Below are 11,225 nucleotides of genomic sequence, written 5' to 3'. Positions count from 1 at the left end.
ATGCATAACTTCTTTTTCGGAATATACCCCTATATCGCTCTCGGTGTCGGGATAATGGGCAGCATCGCACGCTATGAGCGCGACCCGTTCACATGGAAATCCTCATCGTCGCAATTGTTGCGCCGCAAACAACTGGTGATCGGTTCGATCCTGTTCCATGTCGGGGTGTTGTTCATTTTCGTCGGTCACCTGTTCGGTCTTCTGGTGCCGCATGAAATCTACGAAGCCTTTGGCATCCATGCAGAGGCAAAACAATTGCTCGCCGCCATCGCGGGCGGCACTGCCGGCGTGGCCGCCATTGTCGGAGGGGTGATGTTGGCGCATCGCCGCCTGTCCGATCCGCGTATCCGGGTCACGTCGAGCTTTTGGGACATGACCATTCTGCTCATGCTGATCGCCCAGCTTGCGCTTGGGCTTATCAGCGTACCCTATTCGATTGCCACCGCCGAGCATGGCGAGGTGATCAAATTCATGGAATGGGCCCAAGGCGTGTTCCTCTTTGAGGCGGGCGTCGCCGAACATATCGTGGATGTCCCCTTGATCTATAAGCTGCATATCGTGCTGGGGCTGACGATCTTTCTTGTCTTTCCCTTCACACGACTGGTGCACATCCTGTCTGGATTTGCAGCGCCGTTTCGCTATTTCTTCACCCGGACTGGCTATCAGATCGTGCGGTCGCGCCGTAAGGCCCCCCGCACCCCGGCGGAGTAACGGACATGAACTCACCGCTGTTTCCCGATCTGATCGTCAATGGCGAAACCGTTCCCTACACACGGATAGCTGCCGAAGCACAAAACCACGATGCGCCAAAGGGCAAACCCGGCATTGCCTGGCGCAAGGCGGCGAAGGCTATCGCGATGCGTACGCTATTGCTGCAAGAAGCACGCAAACGGGGCATTGAGGCAATGCCCGACGAAATTGGCCCCGGCCGCTTTGAAACCTATGAGGATGCCCTGATTAGGGGCCTTCTCGAAACGGCTATGGAAACCCGTGCGCCAAGCGACGATGAGGTCCGGGCCGAGTGGGCCCGCGACCCGTCACGTTTCCGCGCCCCACCGCTTTGGGAAGTATCGCATATTCTTTGTGCCTGCGATCCACGCGACAGTGAGGCCCGGATTTTCGCTGAACGCCGCGCGCGCGAGATGGCCGACAAGGCCCGCGCCGATCCGAAACATTTCTCTCGACTCGCGTCAGAACAAAGCGATTGCGGTTCGAAAACCTCCGGCGGTGCCTTGGGCCAGCTTGGCCCGGGCGACACCGTGCCTGAATTCGAAGCAGCCTTGCGTACTATGTCGGAAGGAGAGATCAGCGCAGACCCGGTGCTGAGCCGACATGGCTGGCATGTGATCCGCATGGACGCTTGTGCCGAAGGGGCGGAACTGCCCTTTGAGAGCGTCAAGAGTCAGATTGCGGACGCGTTGGAAAAATCCGCCTGGACACAAGCCGCAAAAGCATTTGCCGAGGCTCTGGTGTCTTCTGCGGACATCTCAGGTGTCAAAATGGAGGAGGACCATCTATGAAGAACGATGTATCGAATACCCGGCGCGGAAATCCGGGAGACGCCGCAACGCGTCTGGAGCTGCTGGTAGAACCGCTTGAATTCATCAAAGAAGACCACATGCACATTCGTGCGGTCTGCGATCAGATCGACCGGATCGCCGAAGCGATACTACCGAAAAAAGTAGATATTTCCAATGTATTGCATGTCCTTACATGCGAAATAACCGTTCTGGTGGAGGATGAGGAGGAAGATCTCGGCACGCTCATCCTGGCGCGTTGCACTCCCGAAGACGATATAGAGACAACACTCGAACGCCTTCATCAGCAGCATGTGGACCTCTCCGAAAGCCTGCCAGAACTGCGCGACACTCTGAACAAACTGACACAAGGCCATCGGCGCGCCGATGCGCGTGAGCGTGCCGTACTGCACGCTTTTGCAAATCGTCTGCGACAGCATATCATCTTGGAAAATGCGCTATTGCTGCCCTTCGCAAAGGCGCGGTTGACGCCTGACGATCTGGTGTCCCTGCGCAACAAAATGATCGCCCGGCGCATCCGGACAATGGTCACCTGATCGCCTCAGAAACTGGTAAAATCATGATATTGGACGACACTCTTTCCCAATCCGGATGCGGCTGCGATACGCCGGAAATCCTGTCAGGCCTGACAAGCATCGACACAGCGCTTGAGCAGATCGCAACCTACTGTAGGCCCATCGAAGACACGGAGTTCCTTCCCCTCGATGCGGCACAGGGCCGCGTGCTGGCCGAACCGGTTTTCGCGCGCGGCGCAACGCCTCCGTTCGACGCCTCCGCAATGGATGGCTACGCCCTCGCATCATCAAGCCTGACCGGTCCGGCCCCATGGAGGCTGACCATCGTCGATGAGATTCCCGCAGGCAGCCATGGCAAGGGGAGATCTCTTATGAACGGTGAAACCGTGCGCATCTTTACCGGCGCCCCTCTGCCTCTCGGAGCAGATACGGTAGTGATTCAGGAACGGGTCGAACGCCGAGATGCATCTCTCCATCTCGACCGCAAGCCCGTGCGAGGCGAAAACATCCGCCGCAAGGGCGAAGACATGTCACCCGGAACCCGCATCCTCGACGCCGGCAAAAAACTTGGCCCCCGCGACATTGCGGCGCTTGCGGCGGCTGGCGCATATGAGGTCCGTGTGCGCCGCAAGCTTCGTATCGCCTTGATCGTCACCGGCAATGAAATTCGGGGCTGCGGCGACACGTTGGCGGCAGCTGAAATCCGTGACGTGAACAGGCCGATGCTGCGCGCGCGCTTTGCAGATGAACGTCTGTCCCTGATCGCTTGCGAAAGAGTTGGGGACGATCCCGACATGCTCAGCGACCTGTTGAGCGACCTGGCTGGCAAGGCGGATATCATTGTCACCACAGGTGGAATCTCCGTTGGCGACAAAGATTATGTGAAACCTGTCATACGTACCCTGGGGGCGGACATTGCGTTCAGCGGCGTCGCCATCAAACCGGGAAAGCCGGTGACACTGGGCAAGCTGCGTCAGGCCATCTGGCTTGGTCTGCCTGGCAACCCAGTGTCCGCGCTCACGACATGGGACCTGTTCGGACAGCATGTATTGGTACATCTCTGCGGTCAAACCCAGCCGGTTTCGCGAAAACGCCATGTCGTTTCCGATGTGCCTCTGCATTGCCATAGCACCCGCTGCGAGATACGCCCGGCCCGCCTCATCGGCTGCGACAGCATCGGTCGGGATATCATATCCTGTGACAGCACAACGCATTCCGCACGCGTTGCAGGCTTGCCCAAAGCCGATGGGTATATTTTCATTCCGGCCGGTCAAGAGAGGCTGCCCGCCAATGCCGTGGTGGAATTTTTGCCGTTTAGTGACGTTTGAAAGGCTCAGAACATGAAAATCGCTTACACAATGGCACCGGGACGCGGAGATATGGATGGGCTGCTTCTTCAGGTTGCGAACACGCTCATTTCCAGAGGCTTTCACCCGGCAGGAACGGTTCAGATCAACACGGAACGCCCCGGTGACGGACCCTGCGACATGGATGTGAAAATCCTGCCCAAAGGACCGGCGCTGCGCATATCTCAACATCTCGGCACAGGGGCAAAAGGCTGTCGTCTCAACCCCGAGGCCCTGGAAACCGCCGTCGCTCATGTGGCCAGAGATCTGGCGCGTCCCGACGCACCGCCAGAGTGCCTGATCATCAACAAATTCGGCAAACACGAGGCGGAAGGACGCGGGTTTCGTGATGTGATCGCCCAAGCGTTGATGCAGGATATTCCGGTACTCGTCGGAGTGAATGCCCTCAATCGTGATGCGTTTCTGGAATTCTCTGACGGGTTGGCTGAAGAAGTCCCGGCCACACTCCCGGATCTTTTGGCCTGGTTCGAACGCTTCGTCTGCGCGCCAACTGCTTAAAGCGTTTTTCGTTTAATCTGAAACAGATTGAGCGAAAAACGTTACCGCACTGAATTGATAGTGCTGCGTTTCTCAAAAATTGAGTGCCTCAAGTTTTTTTTTGAGAAACGCTTTAAAACGTTCCGCCCCGCTCCCTGTAAGGTCCTGCACGTCCCCAAAGGCGGCTGCCAGATTTTTGCGCAGCGCTTTAACGAAAGTCAAGGCAGTCGCAATCCTCCTCGGGTCAGGTTTACTTAGTCTCACCAACTGGATGGCGTCTCAGCCCCATCGACATCATAGCTGTCTTTGCTCTTTGAGCTTCCAGTCGTGCGACGGTTTACACGAGCCGCAGCGAGGCCGCGAAATGAAGTTTGAGCCAGTGATCAACCAGCCAAATGAAACCTCTCGCCCGAAAGGGCATGTCAGCCTCGTCGGTGCGGGCCCGGGAAATCCGGATCTGCTGACCGTCATGGCACTCAAGACCATCCAGGACGCCGATGTGATCGTGTTCGATCGACTCGTCAGCCCGGAAATCATGGCGTTGGTCCCTGACACAACACGTTGCATCGACGTCGGCAAAACCCCGCAACATCATCGGGTCCCGCAACAGGACATCAATCGGATTCTCGTCGAAGAGGCGCAAAATGATCGGCATGTGGTGCGGCTTAAAGGCGGCGACCCGCTGATCTTCGGGCGTGGCTCCGAGGAGGCTGACTATCTTAGAGTCGCCGGCGTGTCGGTGAGTTATGTGCCAGGGATCACCTCGGCGCAGGGCGCGGCGTGCTCAACCGGTGTCCCCCTGACGCATCGCGGCTTGGCCTCAGGCGTGCGTTATGTCACCGGGCATCGCGCCAAAGACGCGGCGCTCGATCTCGACTGGGCCAGTCTTGCCAGCGAAGAGACCACGCTTGTCGTCTATATGGGGGCAATGAACATGGTCAACATCGCCGGCCACCTCATGGCTCACGGACTACATGGTTCCACGCCGGTCATGGCCATCGCCTCGGCCACAACTCCGCGCGAAACCCGGTTGTTCTCCAGCCTCGCCACGATCGCGAGCGATCTCGAAGACACACCCCTAGAGGCTCCCGTGCTGTTTATCATCGGCCATGTCGTCGCGCTTCATCCCGATCATGCAGCACAGATCGCCAAGGCCGCCAGACAGGTGGCTCATGCCTAGGCCTTTGCATCACGTAGCCTTTTTGACCCTCTCCGGTCTGTGCCTTGCCCACGGGGGGGATCTCCGTGCGGATTCACCGATCACGGAAGAGCGCGCGGCGGAACTTGAACACATGGTGATCCAGGATTGTGGGTCCTGCCACGGGTTAACGCTCAGAGGCGGGCTGGGCAGTCCGCTGACACGGGCCGCCATCGGGGGCCTGCCACGTGAGGGCTTGTCTTACATCATCCTCGATGGCGTGCCCGGCACCGCCATGCCGCCGTGGCGACCGCTCTTGAGCGAAAATGAGGCGCTTTGGATCGCCGACTATCTTTTGAACAGGAAAGAAGACAAATGACACATCCGCTCCTCTCTGCCGCCTGCGCCACCGTGATCACGCTTGTGACCACCGTTGCATCCGCCGGTGACCCCTGTTGCGCGACTGGCGATCTCGGGCTGATCGTGGAACGCGCCACCGGGTCGGCACTTGTCGTGGACCGCTCCGAACATGCCGCCATCGGGCGCGTCGAGGGGTTGGGCGACATGTCCCATGCCTCCATGACTTATAGCCCAGATGAGCGCTACGCCTATGTCTTTGGCCGGGACGGCGGGTTGACCAAGATCGACATGCTGACACAAAAGATCGTCGCGCGCACCATGCAGGCTGGCAATTCCATCGGCGGCGCGATTTCCGATGACGGCACTCTGGTCGCCGTTTCAAATTACACACCTGGCGGGGTCAAGGTCTTTGACGCCGAGACGCTCGATCTTGTGGCCGATGTGCCCGCAGAGGGCAAAACCATCGGGCTGGCCGATCTGCCTGGGCGGCGGTTCATCTGGACCGTCTGGGATACTGGTGAGGCGTTTCTGGGCGATTTTTCGGGGACGGGCCCGGCCATCACAAATCTCGGCCCTGTCGGCATGAACCCGTTCGACGCGGTAGTCACCGATGATGCTCATACCTATCTGATCGGGCTTTTCGGCGAAAAAGGCGTCACCGCCATTGACCTGTGGGACGAGCCTCCAACCCCGACACGTTTCCTGAACGACTATGGCAAAGATCATGAGGACCTGCCGGTTTACAAAATGCCGCATCTTCAGGGCTGGGCCTTTACCGAAGGGCAATTCGTCCTGCCCGCTGTCGGCCAATATGCGCTGCTGTGGGTGGATCGTGAGACGCTGGAGCAGATCGGGCGCACAGACATGCATGGCCAACCGGTCTTCGTCATCGCGCAACCCGCGTCCCCCTATGTCTGGGTCAATTTCGCCACACCGCGCAACGGTGTGGTGCAGGTCGTGGACAGTCGCACCCATGAGGTCGTCAAGACGCTGGAGCCGGGCAAGGCGGTACTCCATATGGAATTCGCACCGCGCGGAGCCGAGGTCTGGATCTCGGTACGTGATGAGGACAAGGTCGTCGTCTATGACACGAAAACATTCGCGAAAAAGGCTGAGATCGCGGCGAAGGCCCCCTCCGGCATTTTCTTCACTGCGCGCGCGCACCAGCCGGGGTTGTGAGCTATGTTGTCCGATCTCCCTCAACTCGACCAACATCTCCTGAACGGGTTCCAACGCGATTTTCCGCTGCTGCCCCGCCCCTTTGAAATCATCGCCCGGCGGTGCGGTTCCACGGAGCAGGAGGTCCTCTCCCGTTTGCACACCTTGCGTTCAGAGGGTCGTATCGCGCGTGTCGGTGCAACCGTTCGGCCGAACACCGCAGGTGCCTCGACTCTTGCCGCAATGCAGGTGCCTGAAGACAGACTGGATGCGGTAGCGACCCGCGTCGCCGCAGTGCCGGGGGTAAACCATTCCTATCTGCGCGAACATGAGCGCAACCTATGGTTCGTGCTGACCGCACCCGATGTAGCGGCACTCGAAAGGGGGCTGAAAGAGATCGAGGCAGACACAGGAATCGCCGTGCTTGATCTGCGTTTGCTGCGCCCGTTCAATATCGACCTTGGCTTTTCCATGACCGGGATGCCACATGGCATGATGTCGGAGCGCGACGCGGATCTGAGCGTTCTACGCGACAGCGACCGTCCCTTGCTTCATGCCCTGTCACAGGGGCTGGCTCTGACCCCTGCACCCTTTGCCGAGCTTGGCACGATGCTGGGCCTGTCTGAGCGCGCGGTGATCGACCGGATCGCCATCTTGCAAACGGCAGGTATCCTGACGCGGGTCGGCATCATCGTGCGCCATCGCTCCCTGGGCTGGTCGGCCAATGCCATGGTGGTCTGGACTGTGCCGGAAGCACGCATGATCGCTGCGGGTCGCGCTCTGGCAGCTCATCGTGGTGTCACTCTCTGCTATCAACGCCGCACCGTACCTGGGGTTTGGGATCACGGACTTTACTCCATGATCCATGCCCGAAGCCGCGATGAAGCACTGGCCACTCTGGCACAGGCTGCCGACCTGCCGGAGTTGACAGACTGTGTCCATGAAACGCTTTTTTCCGTCCGTTGCTACAAACAGACCGGGGCACAAATTTCTGCGGACAGGGTGGCCTGACATGCGACGCACCCCTTTACCACCCGATGCGTTAAGCCCGCTGGACCGCAAGCTGATCAACGTGCTGCAGGACGGCCTGCCCCTGGCTCCGCGCCCTTTTTTCGAAATTGCCACAGATCTAGAGACGACAGAGGCCCGTATCTTACTGCGGCTGGCACGGTTGCGTGATCTGGGAGCGATCACCCGTTTCGGCCCGTTTCTAGATGCTGCCGCCATGGGCGGGGCGTTTTGTCTTTGCGCCATGGAGGTGCCGGAAGCGCGTTTCGAGGCGATCATGACTTTGGTCAATGCCTGTCCGGAAGTGGCGCATAATTATGAACGCGACCACCGGCTGAACATGTGGTTCGTCTTGGCCTGTGACAGGCCGGAAAGGATCACGGAGATCGCGGATCGGATCGAGGCACAAACCGGCTTGCGGGTCATGCGCTTTCCGAAACTGAAAGAGTTTTTTATCGGCTTCAGGGTGACGGCATGAAGATGGATGACACGGATCGCAGATTACTTGCGGCAACGCAGAGCGGATTGCCTCTTTCCCCGCGCCCCTATGCCGAGGTCGCCCGAGACCTGGGCCTCAGCGAACAAGAGGTCATAGACCGATTTACCAAGTTGCACGAGACGGGCGTCGTACGCCGGATCGGCATTGCCCCCAATCATTACGCACTGGGGATGACAGCCAATGGCATGAGCGTCTGGGATGTAGACAACGATCAGTCCGAAATTCTTGGCGCAAAGATTGGCGCACTCGATTTCGTCACCCATTGCTATCTGCGCCCGCGTGCCATGCCGGACTGGCCCTACAACCTTTTCGCCATGCTGCACGGGCCTGACCGGCACGCGGTCGAGGCACATCGCAACACGTTGCGCGAGATTCTCGGCCCGGCCTGCCGCGCGCATGACATTCTCTATTCCACGCGGATTCTGAAGAAGACCGGAATGCGCCTGCAAACAGGAGCCTGAGCCATGTTTCGCCTGACGCAATATATGCGCGAACTCGCCACCCCCACCCCAGTCCGTACCCGTCGAGGAACGGGAGGCACCAAACCTGTGGTGATCTGGAACCTCACGCGGCGCTGCAATCTTCGATGCCGCCATTGCTACACCACATCGGCGGATGTTCCTTTTCCTGGTGAACTGAGCCATGAACAGGCCATAAGCGTGCTGGACGATCTCAACGGATATGGAATTCCGGCACTGATCCTGTCGGGCGGCGAGCCGCTGTCACGCTTCGATATCTTCGATCTGGCCCGTTATGCGCGCGATCTCAGCTTTCGACATCTGGCGCTGTCGACCAACGGCACAAAGATCGACCGGGAAAAGGCCGCACAGATTGCCGATCTCAACTTTGACTATGTCGGGATTTCCATCGACGGAATGCGCGATTTCAACGATTGGTTTCGCGGCGGCGACGACGCGTTCGTTCAGGCCATGACCGGCCTGCGCGAATGCAAGAAACATGGGATCAAGGTCGGACTGCGCTTTACCATCACCGAACAGAATGCCCATATGCTCGATGACATGCTCGCCCTGTGTGACAGCGAAGGCGTCGATAAATTCTACCTCTCCCATCTCGTCTATGCCGGGCGCGGCGACAAGAACCGAGGCGAGGACACCGCTCATCTGCGGGCCCGGCGCGCGCTCGACACGTTGATCGCCCGTGCTTGGGAAGACGTGTCGCATAACCGGCCTCTGGAGATCGTCACCGGCAACAACGACACGGATGCAGTCTATTTCCTGCAATGGGTCCAACGCCATTTCGACACGGACCAGGCGGCGCATGTCGCGCAGCATCTTGAAGCCTGGGGCGGCAATTCGTCGGGGCTTGGGGTCGCCAATATCGATCCGACCGGCGATGTGCACCCGGACACCTATTGGTCCGCCTATCGGATCGGCAATGTAAAAGAAACGCCCTTTACCAAGCTGTGGCAAGGCTCCGACAGGATGCTGGCCACCCTGCGCCAACGTCCCCGTCCACTCAAAGGACGCTGTGGCGACTGCGCCTTTCAACGTGTTTGCGGCGGCAACACCCGCATCCGTGCTCTGCAAGTGTCTGGCGACCCTTGGGCCGAAGATCCGGCCTGTTACATGTCAAATGCAGAATTGGGCATTGCAGATTCCGAGCGTCTGACCGTCACCCCGTTTCGAGGCAAAAGCCATGACCCAGCATATCGCTTTTTCTGACCTGCTGTACCGCACTTTAGCGGGTGCCGCCTTTGCTCTTTCCGCGCATACAGCCACGGCTGAACCGAACGGTCAGGAGATTTACGCGGATCTTTGTGCCGCCTGCCATGCCGAAAGCCGACTTGGCGGGACCGGCCCCGCGCTGATCCCCGAAGCCTTGGCACGGTTGCGCGGCGGCTCGTTAACCGATCTGATCGCAAACGGTCGTGTGGCGACCCAGATGCCCGCCTTTCACGACACGTTGAGCGAAGCGGAGATCGCCGCCGTGGCCGCCTATATCAAAACCGATTTGCCGGACATCCCGCGATGGACTGCGCAGGAAATCGAAGAAACACGCAGTCTGTCCCCGGAGTACACACCGGTGACAGCGCCGGCGTTTGACGCCGATCCGATGAACATCACTCTGGTGGTGGAGACCGGCGATCATCACGTCAGCGTTCTGGATGGCGACACCTTCGAGGTGCTCGACCGCTTTGCCACACCCTTTGCGGTTCATGGCGGTCCGAAATTCAGCCCCGATGGCCATTATGTCTATGTCATGTCCCGCGATGGCTGGGTGCAGAAATACGACATCTGGGCACTGGAAGAGGTCGGGCGAGTGCGCGCCGGTGTCAACAGCCGCAACATCGCGATGAGTTCGGACGGTCTCTGGCTCGCCGTGGCCAATTATCTGCCCCACACGCTGACCATCCTGTCCACCGATGATCTCAGCGTGGCACAGGTGATCCCCATTGAGGCTAAAGGCGGCCAATCGAGCCGCGTCGCCGCCGTTTATCAGGCCCCACAGCGCGACAGCTTTATCCTGTCATTGAAAGATGCCGCTGAAATATGGGAAATTTCAACCCGCACCGAAACCCGGTTCACGCCACGGCGCATTTCAGTCAGCGCGCCTCTGGACGATTTCTTCTTTACGCCGGATTATAGCCATCTCATCGGTGCCAACCGAGAGGCGGAAACCGGGGTGGTCGTCGGACTGGAAAGCGGCACGGAAGAGGCTGATCTGCCGCTTCCGGGCATGCCGCATCTGGGTTCGGGCATCAGTTTCATCTCCGGGGGCAAACGTGTCATGGCCACACCGCATCTGAGCGAAGGTCTGCTGAGCGTGATCGACATGGACAACTGGACCATCCTCAAGGAAATCGAAACCGCGGGACCGGGGTTCTTTTTGCGCAGCCATGAAAACACGCCCTACCTTTGGGCAGATGTGTTCTTTGGCCCCAACAAGGACAAGTTGCATATCATCGACAAGGAGAGCCTCGAGATTATCCGCACCTTGTCGCCCGCACCGGGGAAAACCGTGGCACACATCGAATTTACCCGCGACGGGCGCTATGCCCTTGTGTCAATCTGGGAAGAAGACGGCGCGGTCATCGTCTATGATGCGGCCACACTCGAAGAGGTGACGCGCCTGCCGATGAAAAAGCCCTCCGGCAAATACAATGTCTGGAACAAGATCACCTTTTCCGACGGGACGAGCCACTGA

13 protein-coding genes are annotated in these 11,225 nt (G+C 59.0%); all 13 read left to right on the top strand.

Annotated features, from left to right (window positions below; genetic code table 11):
• Entirely contained in the window at positions 1–711 is a 711-nt protein-coding gene (narI, locus tag AC2IR1_RS11490) for a respiratory nitrate reductase subunit gamma (RefSeq protein ID WP_486472105.1), read from the top strand.
• Between the two features lie 5 nt (positions 712–716).
• Positions 717–1,520 (top strand): peptidylprolyl isomerase, encoded by an 804-nt coding sequence (locus AC2IR1_RS11485; RefSeq protein WP_486472104.1) that lies wholly within the window; start codon positions 717–719, stop codon positions 1,518–1,520.
• Entirely contained in the window at positions 1,517–2,074 is a 558-nt protein-coding gene (locus AC2IR1_RS11480) for a hemerythrin domain-containing protein (RefSeq protein WP_486472103.1), read from the top strand. Before AC2IR1_RS11485 ends, AC2IR1_RS11480 begins: the two co-directional genes overlap by 4 nt.
• 23 nt (positions 2,075–2,097) lie before the next feature.
• Positions 2,098–3,381: a molybdopterin molybdotransferase MoeA gene (locus tag AC2IR1_RS11475; protein WP_486472102.1), complete on the top strand. Its 1,284-nt coding sequence runs from the start codon at positions 2,098–2,100 to the stop codon at positions 3,379–3,381.
• A 12-nt stretch (positions 3,382–3,393) separates the two neighbouring features.
• Positions 3,394–3,918 carry a DUF2478 domain-containing protein gene (locus AC2IR1_RS11470; protein WP_486472101.1) on the top strand — a complete coding sequence of 175 codons (525 nt, stop codon included), beginning with the start codon at positions 3,394–3,396 and terminating at the stop codon, positions 3,916–3,918.
• 343 nt (positions 3,919–4,261) lie between these two features.
• Positions 4,262–5,077, top strand: a complete 816-nt coding sequence (gene cobA, locus AC2IR1_RS11465) for a uroporphyrinogen-III C-methyltransferase (protein WP_486472100.1) — start codon at positions 4,262–4,264, stop codon at positions 5,075–5,077.
• A complete protein-coding gene (locus tag AC2IR1_RS11460; protein ID WP_486472099.1) occupies positions 5,007–5,414 on the top strand; it encodes a c-type cytochrome in 408 nt (135 codons plus the stop codon). Before cobA ends, AC2IR1_RS11460 begins: the two co-directional genes overlap by 71 nt.
• Positions 5,411–6,574, top strand: a complete 1,164-nt coding sequence (locus AC2IR1_RS11455; protein ID WP_486472098.1) for a cytochrome D1 domain-containing protein — start codon at positions 5,411–5,413, stop codon at positions 6,572–6,574. Before AC2IR1_RS11460 ends, AC2IR1_RS11455 begins: the two co-directional genes overlap by 4 nt.
• Positions 6,575–6,577: 3 nt before the next feature.
• Complete coding sequence (ahbB, locus tag AC2IR1_RS11450) at positions 6,578–7,564, top strand: siroheme decarboxylase subunit beta (protein ID WP_486472097.1); 987 nt, start codon at positions 6,578–6,580, stop codon at positions 7,562–7,564.
• A 1-nt stretch (position 7,565) separates the two neighbouring features.
• Complete coding sequence (locus tag AC2IR1_RS11445) at positions 7,566–8,039, top strand: Lrp/AsnC family transcriptional regulator (RefSeq protein ID WP_486472096.1); 474 nt, start codon at positions 7,566–7,568, stop codon at positions 8,037–8,039.
• Positions 8,036–8,521, top strand: coding sequence for a siroheme decarboxylase subunit beta (gene ahbB, locus AC2IR1_RS11440; RefSeq protein ID WP_486472095.1), 486 nt, complete (start codon positions 8,036–8,038; stop codon positions 8,519–8,521). Before AC2IR1_RS11445 ends, ahbB (AC2IR1_RS11440) begins: the two co-directional genes overlap by 4 nt.
• Before the next feature lie 3 nt (positions 8,522–8,524).
• Positions 8,525–9,742 (top strand): heme d1 biosynthesis radical SAM protein NirJ, encoded by a 1,218-nt coding sequence (nirJ, locus tag AC2IR1_RS11435; protein WP_486472094.1) that lies wholly within the window; start codon positions 8,525–8,527, stop codon positions 9,740–9,742.
• Positions 9,717–11,225 carry a cytochrome D1 domain-containing protein gene (locus AC2IR1_RS11430; protein ID WP_486472093.1) on the top strand — a complete coding sequence of 503 codons (1,509 nt, stop codon included), beginning with the start codon at positions 9,717–9,719 and terminating at the stop codon, positions 11,223–11,225. The genes nirJ and AC2IR1_RS11430 overlap by 26 nt, the downstream gene beginning before the upstream one ends.

The organism is Pseudooceanicola sp. NS-SX8 (assembly GCF_057380755.1).
This window is presented reverse-complemented; position numbering and strand designations above follow the sequence as displayed.

What these genes read in the sequence shown, in the direction of transcription:
- cobA (WP_486472100.1), top strand. Translation starts at nt 4,262, where the DNA reads ATGAAGTTTGAGCCAGTGATCAACCAGCCAAATGAAACCTCTCGCCCG.
- nirJ (WP_486472094.1), top strand. Translation starts at nt 8,525, where the DNA reads ATGTTTCGCCTGACGCAATATATGCGCGAACTCGCCACCCCCACCCCA.
- ahbB (WP_486472097.1), top strand. Translation starts at nt 6,578, where the DNA reads ATGTTGTCCGATCTCCCTCAACTCGACCAACATCTCCTGAACGGGTTC.
- AC2IR1_RS11475 (WP_486472102.1), top strand. Translation starts at nt 2,098, where the DNA reads ATGATATTGGACGACACTCTTTCCCAATCCGGATGCGGCTGCGATACG.
- AC2IR1_RS11430 (WP_486472093.1), top strand. Translation starts at nt 9,717, where the DNA reads ATGACCCAGCATATCGCTTTTTCTGACCTGCTGTACCGCACTTTAGCG.
- ahbB (WP_486472095.1), top strand. Translation starts at nt 8,036, where the DNA reads ATGAAGATGGATGACACGGATCGCAGATTACTTGCGGCAACGCAGAGC.
- AC2IR1_RS11455 (WP_486472098.1), top strand. Translation starts at nt 5,411, where the DNA reads ATGACACATCCGCTCCTCTCTGCCGCCTGCGCCACCGTGATCACGCTT.
- AC2IR1_RS11445 (WP_486472096.1), top strand. Translation starts at nt 7,566, where the DNA reads ATGCGACGCACCCCTTTACCACCCGATGCGTTAAGCCCGCTGGACCGC.
- narI (WP_486472105.1), top strand. Translation starts at nt 1, where the DNA reads ATGCATAACTTCTTTTTCGGAATATACCCCTATATCGCTCTCGGTGTC.
- AC2IR1_RS11485 (WP_486472104.1), top strand. Translation starts at nt 717, where the DNA reads ATGAACTCACCGCTGTTTCCCGATCTGATCGTCAATGGCGAAACCGTT.
- AC2IR1_RS11460 (WP_486472099.1), top strand. Translation starts at nt 5,007, where the DNA reads ATGTCGTCGCGCTTCATCCCGATCATGCAGCACAGATCGCCAAGGCCG.
- AC2IR1_RS11480 (WP_486472103.1), top strand. Translation starts at nt 1,517, where the DNA reads ATGAAGAACGATGTATCGAATACCCGGCGCGGAAATCCGGGAGACGCC.
- AC2IR1_RS11470 (WP_486472101.1), top strand. Translation starts at nt 3,394, where the DNA reads ATGAAAATCGCTTACACAATGGCACCGGGACGCGGAGATATGGATGGG.